Below are 22182 nucleotides of genomic sequence, written 5' to 3'. Positions count from 1 at the left end.
CGGCTGCCGGGGCACCGGCCGTTCAGCGCTCGCCCAGCAACCGTTCGGCCTCTTCGTCGTCGAGGGAGGCCACGAACCGCACGAGCGCGTCCCGCTCCGCGCGCGCCGCGTCCAGCAGCTTGCCCACGCCACGCGGGGTGGCGTCCGAGAACAGGTCGTCCATGAGGAGTTCCAGGCCGAGTTCGTCCCTCGCCCTGGCCACGGTCCGCGCGACCGTCAGGGAGTGCCCGCCGCTCTCGAACAGGTTGTCCGTCACGCCGACTTCGCCGCCCGTCATGGCCGACCAGCCGGCCATGACCCACTCCTCGTGCGGGGTCGGCTCGGCGACGTCGGGCCCAGCCGGCCCGCGCGCCCGCCCGGTCACGGCGCCGTCCGCCGCCGCCTCGACGACCCGCCGCCGGTCGACCTTCCCGCTGGTGCTCAGCGGTACGGACGCGGCCTGCCCCACGACCGACGGCACCATGTGCGCGGGCAAGAGCGTCGGGAGACGCTCCCGCACCGCGCGGGCAGCCCCGTCCTCGCCGGTCACCAGGAGGTGAATGGTGCCGTCCCGGACGGCCGCGGCGGCGTCCAGCACGCCGGGCGAGCGGCGGGCGGCGGTCTCGATGTCACCGAGTTCGACGCGGTGGCCCCGCACCTTGACCTGGTCGTCGGCGCGCCCGAGGAACTCGAACGTGCCGTCCCGGCGACGGCGCGCGAGATCACCGGTGCGGTAGGTACGGCCGGGCTCCGCCTCAAGGAAACGGCGCGCGGTGGCCTCGGGCTGACCGGCGTATCCGTCGGCGAGCGCCGGACCGCCCAGGCACAGCTCGCCGACGATGCCGGGCGCCAGCGGGCGCAGTGTGCCGGGGTCGGCCACCCAGGCGGTGTAGCCCGGCAGCGGCGTGCCGATCGGGAGTTCGCCGCCGCTGCCGGCGTCGGCGGCGGACACGGGGGCGGCCATCGCCCACACCGTCGCTTCGGTCGGCCCGTAGAGGTTGACCAACTCGTCAGTACGGCGGGCCAGTTCGCCGGCCACGTCCGGCCGCAGTACCTCGCCGCCGGACAGCACCCGGGGAATCCGGTGCTCCTGCCCCCAGCCTCCGGCCATGAGGACCTTCATCAGCGACGGCGTGCCGTGCACCACGTCCACCGCCCCCTCCTGGATCAGCCGCACCGCGCGGCCGGCGCCGCGCGCGCCCGACCCGCCGGCGAACACCACGGTCCCGCCCGCGGTGAGGGGCAACAGGAGTTCGTACAGCGAGATGTCGAAGGTGGTGGCCGCCATGGCGAGCACACGCTGCCCGCTCCGTACGAAACCCTTGCCCGCCATGGCCGCGGCGAACGTGGCCAGCGCGCGATGGCTCACCCGGACGCCCTTGGGCCGGCCCGTGGAGCCGGACGTGAACATCAGATACGCGGTGTCGCAGGACCGCCGGACGAAGGGCGCTGCGGCCCCCCGCTCCGCCGTGCGCGGTTCCCCGCCGCCGCTCCCCGGAGCCGGACTCCCGGCGGCCTCCACGCGGTCGGACAGCAGCGGCCCGTCGTCCCCGCCCGCCGTGGGAGCGTCCCGTACCAGCAGCCGGGCACCCGCGTCGTCGACGATCATCCGCATGCGCTCGGCGGGAAGCCGCGGATCGACCGGGAGGTACACGCAGCCCGCCTTGAACACGGCGAGCAGGGTGACCGGCACGAGCGCGGAGTGTTCCAGCAGGCAGGCGACGACGTCCCCGGGCCGGGTCAGAGCGGCCAGCCGGGAAGCGAGCGCGTCGGACCGGGCATCGACGCCGCGGTAGTCGATCTCCTCGTCCGGTGTCCGTAGCGCGACGCGGTCCGGCCAGTCGCTCACCGCCGTGTCGAAGGACGCCAGCGCGGCCGGGACCCGCGCCGGTCCCGGTGTCACGGACACCGCCGCACTGTCGTACGGGACGGTCAGTGAGCCGAGCGGCCCGTCGCCCTCGGCCATGCCCTCGACGAGTGTCACGAACTCGGCCGCCAGTTGTCCGATGTGACGTCGTGAGTGGGTGGCGGTGGCGAAGTCGAAGCGGATCCGGGCGGTTTCCCCGTTCGGCGACACCGTCATCTGGAGGCCGACCCGGGCGGTGCCGTTGTGCAGTCCGTGGACGCGCCAGCCGAGCCCGTCGTCCACCGCCACGACCTCGTCCGCGACGAACGGGTCCATGGTCACGAGCACCTCGTACAGCGGATTGCGGCCGGGGATCCGTGGCGCGTCGAGGGCGCGTACCAGTGACGCGAAGGGCACCTCGTACGGGGTGCGTCCGCAGGCGGGCCCGTCGACGAGCGAACGGACCACCTCGCGCACCGTGCGGGCCGGGTCGGCGCGGACCCGGACCGGGACGGTGTCGGCGAACGGGCCCACGCACTCCATCTGCGACGAGGTGGACCGCCCGGTGACGGAGAGCCCGTATACGGCGTCGGGTGTGCCCGAGTGCCGCGACACGACAGCGGCGAGGCAGGCCAGCACGGCCGCCGCCTCTCCGCCCCCTTCGGTGTGCGCGACCGCCCGCAGCCGCTCCCACGCCGGGGCCGGCAGGTCGACGGTGACATGGTCGCCCCGGTAGCGGCCGGCCGCTCCGCCGGGGCGGAGATCGCCGGGCAGCCGCGCGGGAGGGCGCCCGGCGAGGTGACCGCGCCACCACTCCACGGCGGGTGCGGGGACGTCCTCGCCACCGAGGGCGCCCTGCCGGGCGAGCCCCCGGAAGGCGGGCTCGTGCGGTCCGCCGGGCACCGAACGGCGCCGGTATCCGGTGGCCACCATGCTGACGATCTCCGCCATCGACATGCCGTCGGCGACCGCGTGATGGCCGATCAGCACCAACAGGTCCGGCTCGGTCCCCGAAGCGGACCGCAGGAGGGTCGCGGTGAACATTCCGCCCCGCTCCATCCGGATCGGCTCGCGGGCCAGTTCCGCCGCGCGCTCCCACACCCGGGCCGCCTCCTCGGTGCGCACCCGTACCGGCGGCGTACCGGCCACGACCGACCACAGGTCTCCGCGGCCGTCCGCCTCGAACCGTCCGCGCAGCACCGGGAGCCGGGCGGCCGTCCTCTCCACGGCCTCGATCAACGCCGCCTCGTCGTACGTTCCCAGCAGCTCCAGCGCGAAGGGGACGGCGTACGGGGACGGTGCGTCACCGACGGCCTGGTCGACGTAGAACTGCGCGGCCTGCCCCGCCGAGGCGGGCACGGGGACCGCGGGGTCGGAGAGGTCCCGCTCGGCCGGGGCGGCGGCGCCGACGCGCCGCCGCCGCTCCTCCTGGCTCATCGCCGCCCACCGTTCGAGCGTCATCGGAGCCGTCCTTCCCGGTGCGCGCTGTCCCCGGCGTCCCCGAGTTTCGAGACGATCACCTCGGCGAGCTCGTGCGGCCGGTGCTTGGAGAAGTAGTGCTCACCCCCGCGAATGACCGACAGGCTCACCCCGGCGCCGTACCGGCCCCAGTCCGTGTACCGCTGCTCGAAGCCGGCCGTGGCCGGGTCCTCGCTGCCGACGACACAGTGGACGGGCGCCGTCATCGGTTCGATGTCCCTGCCGTGCTCCTCGTGGTAGAGCGTGATCATCTCCCGCAGGTCGTGGCGGACCACCCGCAGCATTCTCGTCAGGTCGCTGTCGTCGAGTACGCCGGCCAGGCCACCGAGGCCCCGGATGTGTCCGAGGAGCAGGTCGTCCTCCGCCTCCCGGACCAGTCGCATCGAGCCCTCGGGATCGCGGTCGGGGAGCGCCGCGCCGAGGAACACGGCCCGCACCTCGATGCCCCTGGCCTCGCAGGCACGCGCGAGCTGGACGGCCGAGGCGCAGCCCGCGCACTGCCCGTAGATCACCACGGGGCCCGGGAGCCGGCCGTCGATCTCCTCGGCGCATCGCCGGGCCACTTCGCGGATGCCCCGCAGGTCACGGCGGTCCGCCGGGTCATGGCCCGGCAGGTTGACGGCCCAGACGTCGAAGCGGTCGCCCAGGGCGTCGGCGAGCGGCTGGTAGACGACGGCGTTCCCGCCGCCGTGCGGGAGGCAGACGAGACGGCCCCGTTCCCGGCCAGGGGACTCGCCCGTCGGCTGGGCCGGTCCCGCCGACAGGCGCAGCAGCAGGTCGAGTGCGCCATGGTCCGGGCCGGCTCCCCCGTCCAGGTGCTCCGCGAGCGCCGCCACGGTCGGGTGTCTGAAGACCGCGGACGCCGGCAGATCGCGCGAAACCAGCTGCGCGGCGCGCACCGCCTTGAAGGAGTCGCCGCCCTGTTCGAAGAAGTCGTCATGCCTGCCGAGGGCCTCGGCCCCGAGCACCTGGGCCCAGGCCTCGGCGACGCGGCGTTCCGTCGGTGTGGCCGGCGGCTCGGAGAGGGGTTCCGGCGCGGTCGTGGCCAGGTCGCTCGCCGCGAGGGCCCTGCGATCGGTCTTGCCGTTCGGCGACAGCGGGAAGGAGCGCAGCACCTTGATCCTGGCGGGCACCATGAACCCCGGCAGCACTGTCCTGAGGGCGGCTCGCAACTCCTTGGTGTCCACGTCGAGATCGGTCGCCACATAGGCGACGAGTTCCTTGCCGCCACCGGGTCCTGGGGCGGCAAGCACCGCGACCTTGTGGAAGTCGCCGAGCGCGTTCAGCGCCGACTCGATGTCCCCGGGCTCGATGCGCAGCCCGTGAATCTTGATCATGTCGTCGTCGCGGCCGAGCAGTTCGAGGTACCCGTCGGGACGCCACTTGGCGATGTCGCCGGTCCGGTAGCGCCGTGCGCCCAGCACGTGTGCGAACCGCTCGGCGGTGAGCTCGGGCATCCGGTGGTATCCGGCCGCCAGGCCGTCGCCGCCGAGAAGCAGGTGGCCGGGGACTCCGACGGGGCTCAGCCGGCCGTCGTCGTCGACCACGACCGCCGTCTGGTTCGCCATGGGCTTTCCGTACGGAATCGACTTCCAGTCCGGCGCGACCGTCGTGCAGGAGTAGTACGTGGAGTGGATCGAGGCCTCCGTGGCGCCTCCCAGGACGGCGAACAGGCTGTCCGGGAAGAGGGAGTACCAGCGGGCGGGCGCCGTGAGGGGCACCCAGTCGCCGCCGAGCACCGCGCAGCGCAGGGGCGGCGCCTCCTCGGTCGAACCGCTCTCCAGATGGTTGAGGAACATCTCCAGCAGGGCCGGCGCCGAGTTCCACACCGTCACGCCGTGGCGTGCCGCCCTCTCCTCCCAGTGCGCGGGGTCGCGGGCCAGCTCCTGGTCGATCACGACGGCGGCCCCACCAAAGCCCGGCACGCCGAGCAGTTCGAAGACCGACATGTCGAAGCTCGGCGACGACACCGTGAGGACCCGGTCGTCCGGTCCCAGGCCGAGCCGTTCCGCCAGGTCGGCGAGGTTGTTGAGGATGCCTCCGTGGCGTACCGCGACCCCCTTCGGGCGGCCGGTCGAGCCGGAGGTGAAGATGACGTACGCCACATCGTCGTGGCCCACGTCGGGCAGCGGGGCGCCACCGTGCCGTCCCTCGGCCTCCAGCACGGGCACGGTGATGTCGTCCTCGCCGACGAGCAGCGCGAGGCCGGCCGTACGGGAGATGAGCGCGACCCGCTCGGCGGGGTAGTGCGGGTCGATCGGCACGAAGGCGGCCCCGGCGGCCATGGCGCCGAGCACGGCACCCAGGTAGTGCGCCCCGGGCTCCAGGCGTACTCCGACCATGTCGCCGCGTCCGACACTGCGCCGCACCAGGGCGGTGGCGACGCGGCCGGCCAGCTCGGACACCTGGTGGAACGACCACCGGTCGCCGGTGGCCTCGACGAGGGCGAGTGCTCCGGGCGTGGCCCGTGTCTGGCGGGCGAACAACCCGTGGAGGCTGTCGGGCAGTTCGAACTTCCGCGCGGTGTCATTGTGCCGGGCCAGCTCGGCGGCCTCCGCGTCCGCCATCACCGGGAGGTCCAGGACCCGGCGCGCCGGATCGAGCACGCCGGCCGTCAGGCAGGCCTCGTACGCCGCGAGCATGCGCTCCGCGGTGGAGCGGTCGAAGAGTTCGGCATCGTACTGGAAGTGCAGCCGGGTGCCGTCGGGCCGGTTGCGCACACTGACGAGGAGGTCGTACTTGGCGGTGCCCGCGACGAAGTCGTCGTCGAGAGTGGCGTCGAGGCCGGGCAGACGCAGCGCGCTGTCTGGGGTGTTGTCCTGCTGGAACAGCACCGGGGTGACCGAGCGCCCGGTCCCGTCGCGGGCGCCCTCCAGGGCGTCCACCACCAGCTCGAAGGGAACGCCCGCGTGCGGCTGGCCGCCGAGCACGGCCGCCTTCACGGACGCGACGACGTCCGCGAAGGTGTCGTGGGCACGCACCTCGGTCCTCAGCACGAGGGTGTTGACGAAGAAACCGACGACTCCGGCCAGGTCCTCGGAGTCGCGTCCGGCGGCCGTCGTACCGACCGCGATGTCGTCACGGCGCTGGTAGGCGCGCAGCACCACGAGGAACGCGGCCAGTACCACCATGAAGGGGGAGGCGCCGCACTCCGCCGCGACGGCACGCACCCGCCGCGCGACCCCGGGCTCCACCCAGCGGGCCACCTCGCCCCCGAGCTGGGCCGGTTCGGCGGGGCGCGTCCGGTCGGTGGGCAGCGCCGGTGGACGCAGGTCCCGGAGCCGGTCACGCCAGTAGGCCAGCCCCTCCTCGAATCCGCCGGCCGACTCGCGTTCGGCCTGCCGGCGCGAGAACTCGGCGTAGGAACGGCCCGCCGGTGGCAGCCGCAGCGCCCCCGACGTCGCGTTCGTCTCGTACGCGGACGCGAGTTCCCGCATGAAGACGCCCATGGACCACTGGTCACAGGCGATGTGGTGGATGGTCAGCAGCAGCAGCCAGTGCTCGCTGTCGATCTCCACCAGCGCCGCGCGGAACACCGGTCCGCGTGCGAGGTCGAACGGCTTGGCCGCCTCCGCGTGGACCAGCCGTTCGGCGGCCTCCTCGCGGAGCCGCGGGGGCAGGTCGCCGACCGAGTGCCGCGAGAGGACGGTCGCCGGCACCGGGCCGGCTTTCTGGCGCAGCTCGCCGTCCACCTCGTGGTAGGTGGTTCTGAGCACCTCGTGCCGTTCCAGCATGAGCGTCAAGGCTCCGGTCAGCGCCGGCACGTCGAGCCGTCCCGAGATCCGGTGCAGGATCGGCACCGTGAAGGCCGGTCCCGGCGCCAGCTCGTGGACGAGCCACATCCGGCGCTGCGCGTGGCTGGCCGGGGCATCGGCGGCCCCCGGTGCGGCCGGATCGGCGGCGGTGCCGGGCACGGAGTTCCGTGTCATCGACTTCAGCAGACGGCGTTGTGCCGGAGTGAGATCGGGCAACTCGTCCTTGATGGATGTCACATGGGCCTCCCGGCGTGGCTTTCCGCCGAAAGCTAGGAGCGACGGGTTATGAGGGCCCCGTACGTCCCCGCGAGGTGCGTAACTTCCTTCTAACCGCGACGGACGACCATTCCGAGCGAGGAGGGGCCATGGAGACGTACGACGTGGTGGTGGTGGGCGCTCGGTGCGGTGGCGCGCCACTGGCCACGCTGCTCGCCCGACAGGGCCTGAGCGTCCTGCTCCTCGACCGGGGAGAGCGTGGCACCGACAAGTTGTCGACCCTGTACATCCATCAGCAGGGGGTCGCCTTCCTGCGGGACTGGCGGGTCCTGGACCAGGTGAGGGCGACGGGGGCGCCGCCCATCACCGCGCTCACCTACCGGGTGGGGGATGTCGAGGTGCGGGCGCCCGGTCCGTTCGTCGGTGGTGGCGACGCCGCGTACGCGCCGCGGCGCGGCGATCTCGACGAGGTGTTGTGCCGGGCCGCCGAGGCGGCGGGCGTGGCCGTGGTCCACGGGGCGTCGGTCACCGGGCTCCAGGAGGAGAACGGGCGTCCGGCCGGCGTGCGGTACCGGCGCGCGGGCCGCTGGCAGCAGGCCCGCGCGGGTCTGGTGGTGGGCGCGGACGGGCTGAGGTCGACGGTGGCGAAGCTGGTGTCGTCCTCCTCGTACGCGGTGCACGCGAAGCTGAGCTGTTGTCTGTACGGATACTGGGCCGGGCTGGACGCGGGGTTCGAGCAGCACCAGAGCGACGGGCTGTGGGTGGGTGTCATCCCCACGTCGGGGGCGCATGTGGTCGCCTGCTACTTCCGGCAGTCCGAGTTCGCCCGGGTGCGGCTCGACGTGGAGAGCGCGTACGACCGCTGTGTGCGCACCGCCGCCCCGGGGGTCGCCGAGCAACTTGCCGATGCCACCCGGATCGGACGGCTGATCGGCATGGGCGACCAGCAGAACTACTTCCGGACGGCCGCCGGCCCCGGCTGGGCACTGGTCGGGGACGCGGGCCATCACAAGGACTCACTGACCGCGCGCGGCATCACGGACGCGTTCGTACAGGCCGATCTGCTGGCCAGGTCCGTGGCCGGTGCGGGGTCCATGGAACCTTCGCGGCTCGACGCCGCGCTGGCCGGATACGCGGCGGAACGGGACCGCCGGATGATGCCGTTCTACCGCTCCACACTCGCGGTGGCCCGGCTGGACGTGGAGGCCGAGCGGCTGGAGGAACTGCGGCACGTCGCCGCCTCGCCGGAGCTGAGCGCCCTGTACGGCGCGGCGGTCGCCGGTGCGATGACACCCGAGGAGTACCGGCTGCATTCCGCGGCGCTGACGCCATGACACCAGGAGGACGAAGATGACCCTGCCGACGGATGAGCCCGCCAACCTGCGCGGCGATGCCGACATGTACACCAAGCCGGTACTGATGATCTACGACCCGATAGCGCTGGGGATGGTCTGTCCCGTCGCGTGGCGGTGCTCGCGCCGGACGATGCTCTCCTTCTACAACGACAGTGTCCGGGGGCATCATCTCGATATCGGGCCGGGCTCGGGCTTCTTCCTCGACAGGTGCCGGTTCCCCGCGGGAAAGCCACGCGTCACACTGCTGGACCTGAACGAGCTGGTGCTGCGCACCGCGGCCAGACGCGTCGCCCGCTACGCGCCGAGGACGGTGGTTCGCGACGTGCTCGGCGAACTCGACCTGGGAGACGAGAAGTTCGAGTCGATCGCCCTGCAGAACGTGCTGCACTGCCTGCCGGGGACGATGAAGCAGAAGGGCGTGGTGTTCGACAACATCCGGCCGCTTCTCGCCGACAACGGGGTTCTCTTCGGCTGCACGGTACTCGGCAAGGACATCCGGCTGCCGGCCCACGGGCGCTGGATGATGGAGAAGTACAACCAGGCCGGCTCGTTCCGGAATACGGAGGACAGCCTGGAGGAGCTCACGTCACAGCTCAGCGCACGCTTTCGCCGCTATTCCGTACGGACGCGGGGCGCCGTGGCGTTCTTCGAGGCGCACCGCTGACCGTCATGAGAGAGGGCCGGCCGGTCCGGGTGCGCGCCGTGCGCCCGCCCGGACCGGCCGGCCCGTGCCGGCGTTGTTCGCGCTGCCGCTCGTACCGCTGCTACGTCGTCACGTCACATCGCCGCATGACCGCCGACAGCGCCATCCGTGTCTCGCCGCTGACCGATACACCGAGTTCACCGAGAAGACGGCTCTCACAAACGCTGTACCATTTCAGCGCCATTCCGAGTTCTCCACGCTTTCCGTGGATTTCCATCATCAGGCGGTACGTTCCCTCGTTGTACGGGTCGATATCGCTGGCCCGCTGACACCATTCGATCGCACCGAAATCGTCTCCGCACTCGACAGCCAGGGCGCCGAGCCGCTGCACGACTTTCAGGGCCGTCGACTGATACCAGACCCTTTCCTCTTCCGCCCAGCGCGACTCCTCCGCCGGAAGAAAGGGGCCGCGGTACAGAGAGACCGCGGATTCGTACTCCCGGATCGCGGCGGCCCGGTCGCCTTGCCGTTCGAAAGACATCCCCCTCTTGGCATGCCCGCGGAAAGCCTCGCAATCCACCCAGGCCACCGGCGCCCGCAGGATGTACCCGAAGTCCTGGTACTCCACCCGAACCCCCGAACGTTCGTCCATGAGGGACCCGTCGGCGAGCGCCTTGCGCAGGGCATGCGCGGCGACCTTCAGTGAACTACTGCTGGGCGACTTGTCCTCGCCCGGCCACAGCACCTCGCTCAGGATCTCGCGGGGCACCACGACACCCCTGCGGGTGATGAGGTACTGGAGCATGCTCCTGGCCTTGCCGGCACGCCACCGGGTGATGGACACCCCGTCGGTGGCAACCTCGAACCCGCCTAACAATCTGACCTGCATTTCACCACAGACCACGCTTCCCCCCAGCTTCCCCTGTGATCTCACCCCGTGTGAACGAATCGCCCTCCCCCGGCGCAGACGCTCCGTCAGTACCTCCTGGAGCAACTGCCTACAGGGGCGACAGGCAAAGCTTAAATGATCCAAAATAAGAAAGAAAGCATCCAAGGTGATCCCGGCAGGGCATTTCACCCTTTATCGATCATGAAATAAGCACCCGCCATACCCCGATACCCGCCCTCCTAAACATTCGCCGGAAAGGAGTAATTCCTTTTCGCATAACCCATCCCGAACCGGGAGTCATTAGCGTGCACCGCATGACGCTCAGGATGGAAGTCGGCGCACCGAAGGCCCCGTCGCCCGACGACGAACGGCATTCCTCGTACTACACATCATTGCTGGACACCGAAGAGCGATGGGACGGCGATCCCTCCTCGGACGTACTCCGCGCGTGGCGCGCACAACGCACCGCCGAGGTGACCGACTGGGTCAGAGCCCGTTCTCCTTTCTACTCGCAGCGGCTGGGCCGCGAGCGGGAGGCCGCCGGGGGGACGTTCTTCACCACGAAGGAAGACCTCGTGGCCGCCGGCCTGTCCGTTCTCAGCGGTCCGGTCGGCGAGGCCCAGGTGTACTACGAGACGACCGGCACCACCGGTCCGCCCACTCCCTGTCCGCGTTCCCCGCTGGAGGTCGCGGTCAGCAACCGCGGCATCATCCGCGCCTGGCAGGAGATGCTCTCCCGGCGCTTCCCCGGCGAGCGGCCGTTCGTGGCCGTGATGGGCCCTTCGGAGCTGTACGCCTTCGGGGATGTCTTCGGCGATGTCGCCCAGTCCTGCGGGCTCGGCCATGTGAAGCTGTGGCCCGACTCACCGCGCGTGGGGTTCGGCAAAGCGCTCAGGCTGCTGCGTGAGCTGGCTGTCTCCGTGGTGGTGTGTGCCCCGTCCATGGTGCTCGAACTCGCCCGGGAAGTGCTGCGCGCCGGCCACGACCCGGCCGATCTGCCGGTGTCGCAGTTCCTGGTCCTGGGCGAGGTGTGCACGCCGGCTTTCCGCCGCGACGCCGAGACGCTGTGGCCCCAGGCACGGGTCGGGCCGGGCATGTACGGATCGCAGGAGACGATGTGCCTCGCCGGGGGCTGGCCCGATGGCCGACTCAGACTGTCGGAACTGAACTACTCGGTGGAGCTGGTGGACCCCGGCACCGGCGAACCCGTCACGGGTGACACCGGCGAACTGGTGGTGACCATGCTCACGCCGGGCGTGAAGCCGCTGATCCGGTACCGCACCGGGGACCTGGTGCGGTTCGACCCCTGGACCCCGGGCGACCTGCCGGGCCGGGCACTCACGGTGCTGGGCCGGGCGAAGGACAACGTCCGGTTCGGCGGCGGCCGTTCGGTCACGGCGTACGACCTGGAGGAGGCCGCGCTCGAAGGGCTCGAACGGTGCCTCGGATACCAGATCGTCCTCGATCACCGGGCGACGGCGGCGGGCCCGCCGGAGGATCTGCTGACGCTGCGCCTGCGGTTCGCCGGCCCGGCACCCGGGCGGGATCACTGGGCGGCGGCCGTTGACCGGATGACCGCTCTCACCGGAGCCGAGGTCCGGGTCGAGGTCGTGGACGACCTCGACGCGCGGACCCAGCAGGGCGCACTGATCAGTTGGAAGGCCGCGCGGGTCGCCGACCGTCGCCCCGGCCCTGTGTGAGCCCCCCGGCCCCGCGAAGGTCAGGACAGGCCGCCCCACTCACCGGAGGAGAAGTGTCCGAAGAACGCGTCTCGTCAGCACCGCCGGCGCGGCAGCCCGGCGTCCGCGTCGCCGGGGACCACCACGCCCCGCACCCCGCCATGAGCCACGCCGTGGGGGAACTCCTCGACGGGGAGGCGTCCAGTACCGCCTTCCGGGCCGCCGTACTGGCCACCATGGCCCGATACTGCCGTGGCGGCCGGGTCGATGTCGCCGACCACCGGGAAGTGCGGTCGTACGACGTCGACATCGACTCCTCCCTCAGCGCGCTGCTGAGGCTGGCCGCGACCCCTGGCGAGCCCGTCCCGGGGACGGCGGAGGCGTCGGTCGCGCTGCTTCCCGTCGATACCGTCCCGGTGGCGGACGCGGCGATCCGCGTGCACACCGACGGGCGGCAGTACGTGACGACCTCGCCCGCACGGCTGCACGGCCAGGTCGCGGTACGGCACTTCTCCCGGGCCGTCCGGACCTTCCTCGACGTGTTCGCGGCGGCCGACGGCGAGACCCTGTCCCGGCTGCCTGTGGCGGCCGTCGGCATTCTCCCCGCGGACGACACCGGGGCCGAACTCGCGCTCGGCCGGGGCGAGTTCCTGCCCCAGGCGGAGGAACAGGTCCACCGCACGGTCGTCCGGCTGGCCGCCGAGGTTCCGGACCGGTCGGCCATCGAAGACGAGGACACCCGCTTGACCTATCGCGAGCTGGCGATCGCCGTGCTGGCGACCCGGGACCGGATGCGGGCGGCCGGGCTCGTCGGCCGGGGCACGGTCGCCGTGGCCATGGAACGCGGTGCCGGCAGTGCGGTGGCCCAGCTCGCGGCGTTCGCCTCGGAGTGCCGCGTCGTGCTGGTCGACCCGGCGCTCCCGGCCGCCCGGATCGCGTACATGCTCCGCGACTCGGGGGCCGGGCTGGTGGCGGTGGCCTCCGACGACGACGGCGTGGCGAGGACGGCGGCGTCCCTGGGCATCGCGGCCCTCACCCCGTCGCTCACCCCTGCCGTCCCCGACGCGGACCGGTCCGCCGCCGACCTCCGGGAGGCCGCGGTGTCCCTGCCCGGACTCCCCGAGGACGCGGTCAGCCATATCGCCTACACCTCGGGCTCGACCGGTGCGCCCAAGGCGGTGCAACTACGGCACGGCCCGATGCGGAACACCGCGGCGGCGCTCGGTGACGCCTGCGGGCTCTCGTCGAGCAGCCGCGGCTCCTGGTTCTGCCCGCCGGGTGTGGGCATGGTCGAGGTCGACATGTTCCCCGTACTCGCCGCCGGCGGCACGGTCGTGGTCGCACCCCCGTCGGTCAGCGCCGATCCGACGGCCGTGCGGCAGTGGTTGATCGACCGGGGCATCACACACACGCTGCAGACCACGGCCGTCGCCGAGCAGCTGCTCGCGATGGAGTGGCCCGCGGCCCCGGCCCTGGTCTCGATGCGGGTCGCCGGCGAGAAGCAGCGGGTGTGGCCGGCCCCGGACTGCCCGTTCCAGGTGCTCAACGTCTACGGTTCGACCGAGGCGAACGTGGTCGCCGTCTGCGATCTCACCCAGCTGGTGCGGTCGGGAGCCGGCCGGTCCGACCTCTCGCCGCCCATCGGCCGCTCCGTGAGGAACGTCAACATGTACATCCTCGACGAGGAGCTGCGTCCGATGCCCAGGCACTCGGTGGGCGAACTCTGCGTCTCGGGGCGGAGCCTGTCGCGCGGTTACCTCCACCAGGACGCGGCCAACGCCGAACGGTTCCTGCCGAACCCGATACCGGAGGACGGCTTCCCGGTGCTGTACCGCAGCGGGGACCTCGCGTGGATGGACAGTACCGGGCTCGTCAATGTCATCGGCCGCCTGGACGACGAGGTGAAGGTCGCGGGGTATCGCGTCCACCCCGGCGCAGTGGAGGGGCAGTTGTCCACCCTCCCGGGGGTCGCCGCCTGCGCCGTCGTCGCCGGGGCCCGCGGCGACGGCGGGTCCTACCTGATCGCCTATGTGGAAAGAACGTCGGACCCCCGCGGGTCCTCCCTCACCGGTCCGGGCGTCCGCGAGGAGCTGGAGCGGCTGCTCCCCGCGTACATGATCCCCTCCGCCGTGCGGTTCCTCAGCCTCCCGCTGACCCGCAACGGCAAGATAGACCGGGCCGCGCTCCGCGACATGGACACCGGACGCGGCGGGCTGGACACCGGGTACCGGGCACCTTCGTCGGACGTCGAGCGCCTGCTCGTCCAGCTCTTCACGGAGGTCCTGGGCCGGAGCCTGGTCGGAGCGGACGACCACTTCTTCGAGCTGGGTGGCAGCTCGCTGAGCGCCGCGGCACTCATCCGAAAGGCCACCGACGCGCTGGGAGCGGAGCTCACCATGGTGGACCTCATGGAGGCCCCGACGGCCGCGCGGCTGGCGCGCCGCGTCCCGGCGGGGTAGAGGTGCTCCCGGCGGGAGCCACCGGCTCGGGCTCCATCGGCCGCGATCGACGCGGAACGGGGAGGCATGGGGAAGAAGCGGCTTCTCCCCCGCGCGCTCACCGCGTTCCGCGGGTCAACGGCCGATGGGAACCCGGAGCCGGACCCGGTGTCGCTGGACGAGCGGGTGAGCGGCCATGAGCTGCCGCCGATCGTCTGATCTTCCGGGCGGGGTGGCCCGGCCGCCGCACAGCGGGCCGGCCGGCCCACCACATCCACATCGCTTCCGGAGGCCGGAAGCCGGGGTTACGCGAGCCCCGCCACGAGGTCCGCGACCGACTTGCGGCGGCCCGTGTAGAACGGAACCTCTTCCCGGACGTGCATCCGGGCCTTGGAGCCGCGCAGATGGCGCATCAGGTCGACGATCCGGTACAGCTCGTCGGCCTCGAAGGCCAGCACCCACTCGTAGTCGCCGAGCGAGAACGAGGCGACCGTGTTGGCGCGCACGTCGGGGTAGCCGCGGGCCATCTTCCCGTGGTCGGCGAGCATCGTACGACGCTCCTCGTCGGGCAGCAGGTACCAGTCGTAGGACCGTACGAAGGGGTAGACGCTGACATAGTCGCGGGGCGTCTCGTCCGCCAGGAAGGCCGGGACGTGCGACTTGTTGAACTCGGCGGGGCGGTGCAGCGCCATGTTCGACCAGACCGGCTCCAGCCGCCGTCCGAACCGGGTGCGGCGGAAGCGGTTGTACGCGTCCTGGAGTTCGTCCGAGGTCTCCGCGTGCCACCAGATCATGACATCGGCGTCCGCGCGCAGCCCGGACACGTCGTAGGTACCGCGCACGGTGACGTCCTTGGCGCCGAGCTGGTCGAACAGCTCCTGGACCTCGTCCGCGTAACCGGTCCGGTCCTCGGGCAGCACGTCGCGCAACTTGAAGACGGACCACAGCGTGTAGCGGATGACCTCGTTGAGGTCCTTGGCCTTCTTGCCCGCGTTCGGGGTCTTCTCTGGTGCAGCAGTCATGGATCTATTCTCCCGCGCCCCGTCCCGTGCCCCGCGCCAGGGTCGACGTGGCGATGATCTCGTCGGCGGCGCGCCGGGCGGACGCGACGCACGCGGGGATGCCGACGCCGTCGTACGCCGCGCCGCACAGCCGCAGCCCAGACAGCTTGGCGACGGCCTCGCGGATCCGGGCCGTTCTGGCCTGATGGCCGACGGGGTACTGCGGCAGACCGCCGATCCAGCGGGTCACTTCGGTGGCCACCGGCTTCGCCGTGAGCCCGGCCGCGTCGCCGAGGTCGCGCAGCGAGACACCCACGAGATCGGCGTCCTCGCGGTCCAGTTGCTCCTCCTCGCCGTACCGTCCGATAGAGGTGCGCAGGACGAAGAGGCCGGGCGCGGCGTCCGCGACCCACTTCCACTTCCGGGTGGAGAAGGTGGCCGCCTTGATCGTGCGGCCGTCGACGGGCGGGACGAGAAAGCCGCTGCCGGACGGCATCGCACCGAGATCGGCGCGCCGGAACGCCATCGTGACCAGCGCCATCGAGGCGTACTCGACCGCGGCGAGTTCGGCGGCCGCGGCCGGTGACTCGTCGGAGAGCAGCGCCGAGGCGGACCACGCGGGGGTGGCCAGCACCACGCCGTCGGCGTCCAGGGTGCGCCGCTCGGTACGGATCCGCCAGCCGTCGGGGGTACGCCGGAGGCCGAGGACGGCCGTCTCCATGAGGATCTCGCCGCCGCCCGCCCGTACGGCGTCCGCGACGGCGCCCGGCAGTCCGCCCACGCCGCCGGCGATGCCCGCGAACACCGCGCCCGGCGCCCCGCCGTCGCGCTGCCCGGCCGCGGCCGCGGCCTGGACCTCGCGTACGCCCGCCAGCAGCGAGTCATGGGTTCTGGCGATGCCGAAGAGCTGGGGGACGGCCGCCTTCATGGAGATGCGGTACGCGTCGCCCGCGTAGACCCCGCCGAGCAGCGGCTCCACCAGCCGGTCGACGACCTCACGGCCGAGCCGCTCGGCGACGTACTCGCCGACCGCGACATCGTCGCCGACCTCGGTGGGCGGCAGCTCCGGCTCACGGGCGATCCTGGCGAGCCCTTCCTCGGAGAGCAGCCCCGCGAGTGCGGCCGGGTCGCCCGGCACACCCATCACATGGCCCTTGGGCATGGGCCGCAGCTCTCCGCGCGACCATACGGAGGCGGTGGTGGCGGTGGGCGCCTGGAGCAGTTCCCCGAGCCCGACGGCCTCGGCCAGGTCGACGGCCTCGGGCCGGCGCGCGAGCATCGACTCGGCCCCGAGGTCGACGGGCACGCCCTCGATCTCGCCGGTCCGCAGCTTGCCGCCGAGCCGGGCGGTGGCCTCCAGCAGCGTCACCCGCACCCCGGTGCCCAGCAGCCGGTGCGCGGCGGCGAGACCGGCGATACCGCCCCCGATGACCACGACATGCCCGGTGTGCGTGTCCACATGCTGCGCGCTCGACTCCATGCCTCCACTCTCTCAAACCGTCAGGGACGTTCCATAACGAGTCCCGACCGTGACCGCTTCGGGACCGTAAAGGAGCATCCGTGCACGGGCTTCACACGTCGAACCGGCAGCACACACTCTTCAACCGTCCCTGGGGGGCCGACATGCGCGCGATGCCAGCATTCGCGGCAGCACTACTCACCGTCTCGCTCGCTCTCGCCGGATGCAGCGCTTCCGACGGCGGCGAGAACAAGTCGGCGGCGGACAGTGCCGCGAAACCGGTTCAGGAGGGGCGGGCGGACGCGGCGGACGCCCGGCCCGGGGCCGGTGCGCCGGCGCCCGGCGGCGAGGGGGCGGACGCCAAGCAGCGGCCCGCGCCGGCCGGTACGCATGTGATCCGCACCGCCGAACTCACCGTGCGCGTCAAGAACACGGAGAAGGCCCTCGCCACGGCGCGGTCCGCGGCCGTGAACTCCGGCGGTCTCGTCGAGGACGAGTCCACCGAACGGATCGACGGCGACCATGTCGGCTCGCGCATCGTGCTGCGTGTGCCGCGGGACGCGTACGACGACGTCCTGGCCGAACTGGCGGGCACCGGCACGCTGGTGGCGCGCAAGGCCAACGCGAAGGACGTCACCGACCAGGTGGTCGACGTGGACAGCAGGATCGCCTCGCAGCGGGCGAGCGTCGCGCGCGTGCGGGAGTTGATGGACCGGGCGACGAGGCTCAGCGATGTGGTGGCGCTGGAGGGCGAGTTGAGTTCGCGTCAGGCCGACCTGGAGTCGCTGCTCGCGCAGCAGGCGTCGCTCAAGGACCGCACGTCCCTGGCCACCATCACACTGGAACTCACCGAGGCTCCGGTCGCCACGAAGGAGAAGGAGGAGGACGATCCCGGGTTCCTCGACGCGCTGGGCGGCGGCTGGAACGCGCTGACCGTGACGGTGCGGTGGATCGCGGTGGTGATCGGTGCGGTGGCGCCGTTCGCCGCCGTGCTCGCGGTGCTCTACGCGCTGTGGCGGCTGGTACGCGGCCGGCTGCCGCGCAGGCCGGAGCCCGTCCCCCCGCCCTGGCCCAGCCCCGCGCACACGCCCGGGGAAGAGCCCTCGCCCGGCCCCGACAGGCCGGCCGCCAGGAGGACACCCGAGCACTGACCCGGTTCCGTCCGCGTAGCGTTCCCCCTGGAAACACGGGAACGAGAGGGGCGCGCAATGGCGGCGGAGCGCATGGTGGTCATCGGCGGCGACGCGGCGGGCATGTCCGCCGCGTCGCAGGCCCGCAGGCTGAGGGGCCCGGAGGAGCTGGAGATCGTCGCGTTCGAGCGCGGCCACTTCACGTCCTACTCCGCGTGCGGCATTCCGTACTGGGTGGGCGGGGACGTCTCCGGGCCCGACGACCTGATCGCCCGTACGCCCGAGGAGCACCGGGCACGCGCCATCGGTCTGCGGATGCGCACGGAGGCCGTGGAGATCGATGTGGCCGGGCAGCGGGTGCGCGTACGCGATCTCTCCGACGGTACGGAGAGCTGGACCGGCTTCGACAAGCTCGTCGTCGCGACGGGCGCCCGCCCGGTGCGCCCGCCGCTGCCCGGGATCAACGCGCCGGGCGTGCACGGCGTGCAGACCCTCGACGACGGCCGGGCACTGCTGGACGCCCTCGGCGCCACCGAGGGCCGGCACGCGGTCGTCGTCGGCGCGGGCTACATCGGCGTGGAGATGGCGGAGGCGCTGCTGAAGCGCGGCTATCGGGTCACCGTGGTGTACCGCGACGACCAGCCGATGGCGACGCTCGACCCCGACATGGGCCGGCTGGTCCAGGAGGCGATGGCCGGAATGGGCATCACCACGGTGGGCGGCGCGGCGGTCACCTCCATCCGCACCGGCGCGGACGGCCGGGTACGCGCCGTGGTCACCGACGCCGCCGAGTACCCCGCCGATGTCGTCGTGCTCGGCATAGGTGTGGAGCCGGAGACCGCCCTCGCCCGCGCCGCGGGACTTCCCCTCGGGCCGCACGGGGGGCTGCTCACCGATCTGGCGATGCGGGTGCGCGGCCACGAGAACATCTGGGCGGGCGGGGACTGCGTGGAGGTCCTGGACCTGGTCTCGGGCACGACCCGGCACATCCCGCTGGGCACCCACGCGAACAAGCACGGCCAGATCATCGGCGCGAACGCGGGCGGCGGCTACGCGACCTTCCCCGGGGTGGTCGGCACGGCCGTCAGCAAGGTCTGCGACCTGGAGATCGCCAGGACCGGGCTGCGGGAGAAGGACGCCCACCGGGCGGGCCTCCAGTACGTCACCGCGACCATCGAGTCCACCAGCAGCGCCGGTTACTACCCCGGCGCCGCCTTCATGACGGTGAAGATGCTCGCGGAGCGCCGTACGGGCCGCCTGCTGGGCACGCAGATCGTCGGCCGCGAGGGCGCGGCGAAGCGGGTGGACATCGCGGCGGTGGCGCTGACGGCCGGGATGACGGTGGAGGCGATGACCACCCTGGACCTGGGCTACGCCCCGCCGTTCTCCCCGGTCTGGGACCCGGTGCTGGTCGCCGCGCGCAAGGCGACGACGACGGTACGGAAGGCGGGGGTCTAGCTCAGCGGGCGGTCTGGGTGTGGACGTACTCCACGAGCCGGGTCAGGGCGTCCGGGTCCATGCTCGGGAGCACCCCGTGGCCCAGATTGAAGACATGGCCCTCCAGACCGGCCGCCGCGTCCAGCACCTCGCGGGTCTTGGTCTCCACCGCCGCCGTCGGGGCGAAGAGCACGGCCGGGTCGAGGTTGCCCTGGAGCGCCTTGCCGGGGCCGACGCGGCGGGCCGCCTCGTCCAGCGGGACGCGCCAGTCGACGCCGACGACATCCGCGCCGGCCTCGCCCATCGGACCGAGCAGCTCGCCCGTACCGACCCCGAAGTGGATGCGCGGGACGCCGTACGGGGCGACGGCGTCGAAGACCTTCGCCGAGGCGGGCAGCACGGAACGGCGGTAGTCGGCGGGGGCCAGGGCGCCCACCCAGGAGTCGAAGAGCTGCACGGCGCTGGCGCCCGCCTCGATCTGCACCCTGAGGAAGGCGGAGGTGATGTCCGCGAGCCGGTCGAGCAGATCGGCCCACAGCTCCGGGTCGCCGTACATCATCGCCTTGGTGTGCTCGTGGTTGCGGGACGGGCCGCCCTCCACGAGATAGCTGGCGAGCGTGAACGGCGCGCCGGCGAAGCCGATGAGCGGGGTGGTGCCCAGTTCGCCGGTGAGCATCCCGATCGCCTCGGTGACGTACGAGACGTCGTCCGGCGTGAGATCGCGCAGCCGGGCGAGATCGGCGCGGGTCCTGATCGGCTCGGCGACGACGGGGCCGATCCCGGGCTTGATGTCGAGGTCGAGACCGATGGCCTTGAGGGGGACGACGATGTCGCTGAAGTAGATCGCGGCGTCGACCTTGTGGCGCCGTACCGGCTGGAGGGTGATCTCGGTGACCAGCTCGGGCCGCATGCAGGACTCCAGCATCGGAATCCCCTCACGCACCTTCAGATACTCCGGCAGCGAGCGCCCCGCCTGCCGCATGAACCAGACCGGTGTGTGCGGCACCGGTTCGCGCCTGCACGCCTTCATAAAGGGCGATTCGTACGTCTTCGTCTGCTGGCCCGAGGGGCGGTCAATGGCGCTCACGACCAGAATCTTCGCATGTACGGGGAAGCCGCTGCCCCGGCCCGGGTGTCCTTCCCTGCGCGAGACGCGCGTTCCGCCTACTCTTCCCCGCATGGCTGCGGCTCAGGGACAGTTTTCCGATCATTCCAACGGCACCGAGGGAACGGGGGGCACGGAGGGGGATTCCGGTCCCGCCGCGTTCCGTTCGGCGGTCGAGGCACTGCGAACGGCGCGGCTGCGTCCCGAGATCGAGGTCGACCCGACACCGCCGCCCAAGCGGCTGGCTCCGCACGCGTACGCCCTGGAGGCGGCGGTCGTCGACGGCGACGACGATCTGGCGGACGGCCGGCTCATCCTGCTCCACGACCCGGCGGGGCACGACGCCTGGCAGGGCGCCTTCCGGCTGGTGACGCTCGTACGGGCGGAGCTGGAGCCGGAGATGGCGGCCGACCCGTTGCTGCCCGAGGTGTGCTGGTCGTGGCTGACCGGCGCGCTGGAGGCGCGCGGGCTGTCGTACGGGGAGGCCAGCGGCACCGTCACACGCGCCGGGTCGCACTACTTCGGCGGCCTCGCCGAGCGCCGGCCCGCCACGCAGATCGAGATCCGCGCGTCCTGGACGCCGCGCGAGGGCCGGGGCGGGGTGCCCGACGCGGCGGCGCATCTGGCGGGCTGGTGCGATCTGCTGTGCCAGATCGCGGGGCTGCCGCCCGCCACGACGGGACCGGTCGCGGGCGCGGCGGACCAGGGCGCCGGCGCGGGTGTGGTCTCGCTGCCCCAGCGGCGCGGACCGCAGGTGTCCTGACAGCCCTCTCCCCTCGGTTCCTTCCGGTCCCGCCGTCGCCCGGGAGCCGGTGATACCGCCGATGCCGCCCGATACCGACGGCCACGACGACGCCGACGGCCCCTCACCGCGCTGCCGCGGGTGGGGCCAGTCGTAGGATGATCGATCACTCGTCCGAATTGCCCGAATTGTTACTCACCAAATCGTGATCATTCTCTAAAGGCGGGCGGGATTGCTGCCGAAGAGGTCAATGACCCTTCAAGCACGGATCGCCCCGGCTTCATCCCCAGAGCCGGCCCCGTCCCGCACCTTCCCAGGAGGCCTGGTGTCCGTTCTCCTAGAGCAGCCCGCAAGCCTGGTCGCCTACCGCCCGAACAAGCCGACGGCCATGGTCGTCGTGGCCGACCCACGCGTCCGCTCCACCGTCACCCGCCACCTGTGGGCCCTTGGAGTACGTGACGTCATCGAGGCGTCGTCCATCGCGGAGGCCCGCCCCCGCGTCGGCAACCCACGCGACATCTGCGTTGCCGACGTCCACCTGCCCGACGGTTCCGGGCTGACCCTGCTGTCCGAGACCCGAGCCGCGGGCTGGCCCAACGGCCTCGCCCTCTCCGCCGCCGATGACATCGGCGCGGTGCGCAACGCCCTCGCGGGCGGCGTCAAGGGCTATGTCGTCACCGGTACCCGTACGAACATCGGCCACCCGGGCCGGCCCGGCGCCGCCCCCATCGGCGCCGGACAGCGGATGCACCGCCGTCCGCCGGGCGCCCCGAGCCACCCGGGCGGTTACCGGGAGCTCTCCGGCCGTGAGGTCGAGGTGCTCCGGCTGGTCGCCGAAGGCCAGTCCAACAAGGCCATCGGCGTCTCGATGGGCCTGTCCGCACTCACCGTCAAGAGTCATCTCGCCCGGATCGCGCGCAAGCTCGGCACGGGCGACCGGGCGGGGATGGTCGCCGTGGCCCTCCGTACCGGAATCATCCACTGACCACTTCTCGCCCCCACCGCCCGTCGACGGAACGTTCCGTCGAC

15 protein-coding genes are annotated in these 22182 nt (G+C 72.2%); 9 read left to right on the top strand and 6 right to left on the bottom strand.

Annotated features, from left to right (window positions below; translation table 11 throughout):
* Positions 1-22: 22 nt before the first annotated feature.
* Positions 23-3286, bottom strand: a complete 3264-nt coding sequence (locus ACZ7LS_RS09995; RefSeq protein WP_382665904.1) for a non-ribosomal peptide synthetase — start codon at positions 3284-3286, stop codon at positions 23-25.
* Positions 3283-7296, bottom strand: a complete 4014-nt coding sequence (locus tag ACZ7LS_RS09990; protein WP_385129093.1) for a non-ribosomal peptide synthetase — start codon at positions 7294-7296, stop codon at positions 3283-3285. The genes ACZ7LS_RS09995 and ACZ7LS_RS09990 overlap by 4 nt, the downstream gene beginning before the upstream one ends.
* A 128-nt stretch (positions 7297-7424) precedes the next feature.
* Between ACZ7LS_RS09990 and ACZ7LS_RS09985 the strand changes: the two genes are divergently transcribed.
* Both ACZ7LS_RS09985 and ACZ7LS_RS09980 read left to right on the top strand, forming a co-directional pair.
* Positions 7425-8609, top strand: a complete 1185-nt coding sequence (locus tag ACZ7LS_RS09985; protein ID WP_382880567.1) for an FAD-dependent oxidoreductase — start codon at positions 7425-7427, stop codon at positions 8607-8609.
* A 16-nt stretch (positions 8610-8625) separates the two neighbouring features.
* Entirely contained in the window at positions 8626-9294 is a 669-nt protein-coding gene (locus ACZ7LS_RS09980; RefSeq protein WP_385129091.1) for a class I SAM-dependent methyltransferase, read from the top strand.
* 100 nt (positions 9295-9394) lie between these two features.
* Here ACZ7LS_RS09980 and ACZ7LS_RS09975 read toward each other — a convergent pair whose 3' ends face one another.
* Positions 9395-10117: an AfsR/SARP family transcriptional regulator gene (locus ACZ7LS_RS09975; protein ID WP_385134223.1), complete on the bottom strand. Its 723-nt coding sequence runs from the start codon at positions 10115-10117 to the stop codon at positions 9395-9397.
* A gap of 359 nt (positions 10118-10476) precedes the next feature.
* On the opposite strand from ACZ7LS_RS09975, the gene ACZ7LS_RS09970 reads away from it, so the two are divergent.
* The 3 genes from ACZ7LS_RS09970 (at position 10477) to ACZ7LS_RS09960 (ending at position 14498) form a co-directional block, all read left to right on the top strand.
* A complete protein-coding gene (locus ACZ7LS_RS09970) occupies positions 10477-11862 on the top strand; it encodes a phenylacetate--CoA ligase family protein (protein ID WP_385134226.1) in 1386 nt (461 codons plus the stop codon).
* A gap of 53 nt (positions 11863-11915) precedes the next feature.
* Positions 11916-14300 carry a non-ribosomal peptide synthetase gene (locus ACZ7LS_RS09965; protein ID WP_385134229.1) on the top strand — a complete coding sequence of 795 codons (2385 nt, stop codon included), beginning with the start codon at positions 11916-11918 and terminating at the stop codon, positions 14298-14300.
* A 66-nt stretch (positions 14301-14366) separates the two neighbouring features.
* Complete coding sequence (locus ACZ7LS_RS09960; protein WP_382524830.1) at positions 14367-14498, top strand: hypothetical protein; 132 nt, start codon at positions 14367-14369, stop codon at positions 14496-14498.
* A gap of 86 nt (positions 14499-14584) precedes the next feature.
* Here ACZ7LS_RS09960 and hemQ read toward each other — a convergent pair whose 3' ends face one another.
* Positions 14585-15301, bottom strand: a complete 717-nt coding sequence (gene hemQ / locus ACZ7LS_RS09955) for a hydrogen peroxide-dependent heme synthase (RefSeq protein WP_382524831.1) — start codon at positions 15299-15301, stop codon at positions 14585-14587.
* A gap of 4 nt (positions 15302-15305) precedes the next feature.
* Positions 15306-16760 (bottom strand): protoporphyrinogen oxidase, encoded by a 1455-nt coding sequence (hemG, locus tag ACZ7LS_RS09950; RefSeq protein WP_385134233.1) that lies wholly within the window; start codon positions 16758-16760, stop codon positions 15306-15308.
* Positions 16761-16903: 143 nt separating this feature from the next.
* Here hemG and ACZ7LS_RS09945 point away from each other — a divergent pair, with 143 nt between their 5' ends.
* Together ACZ7LS_RS09945 and ACZ7LS_RS09940 are read left to right on the top strand one after the other, a co-directional pair.
* Entirely contained in the window at positions 16904-17890 is a 987-nt protein-coding gene (locus ACZ7LS_RS09945; RefSeq protein ID WP_385134371.1) for a DUF4349 domain-containing protein, read from the top strand.
* Positions 17891-17947: 57 nt separating this feature from the next.
* Positions 17948-19327 carry an FAD-dependent oxidoreductase gene (locus ACZ7LS_RS09940; RefSeq protein ID WP_385371453.1) on the top strand — a complete coding sequence of 460 codons (1380 nt, stop codon included), beginning with the start codon at positions 17948-17950 and terminating at the stop codon, positions 19325-19327.
* Between the two features lies 1 nt (position 19328).
* On the opposite strand, the gene hemE is transcribed toward ACZ7LS_RS09940, so the two are convergent.
* A complete protein-coding gene (hemE, locus tag ACZ7LS_RS09935) occupies positions 19329-20393 on the bottom strand; it encodes a uroporphyrinogen decarboxylase (protein ID WP_382526444.1) in 1065 nt (354 codons plus the stop codon).
* A gap of 91 nt (positions 20394-20484) precedes the next feature.
* On the opposite strand from hemE, the gene ACZ7LS_RS09930 reads away from it, so the two are divergent.
* Positions 20485-21174 carry a DUF3000 domain-containing protein gene (locus tag ACZ7LS_RS09930; protein WP_385134239.1) on the top strand — a complete coding sequence of 230 codons (690 nt, stop codon included), beginning with the start codon at positions 20485-20487 and terminating at the stop codon, positions 21172-21174.
* A 304-nt stretch (positions 21175-21478) separates the two neighbouring features.
* On the top strand, positions 21479-22138 hold the full coding sequence (locus ACZ7LS_RS09925) for a helix-turn-helix transcriptional regulator (protein WP_030350743.1): 660 nt from the start codon (positions 21479-21481) through the stop codon (positions 22136-22138).
* Positions 22139-22182: the final 44 nt, after the last annotated feature.

Source organism: Streptomyces sp. NPDC039430, assembly GCF_055639435.1.
The sequence above is the reverse complement of the archived record's forward strand: the minus strand, read 5'-3'. Positions and strand labels throughout refer to the sequence as shown.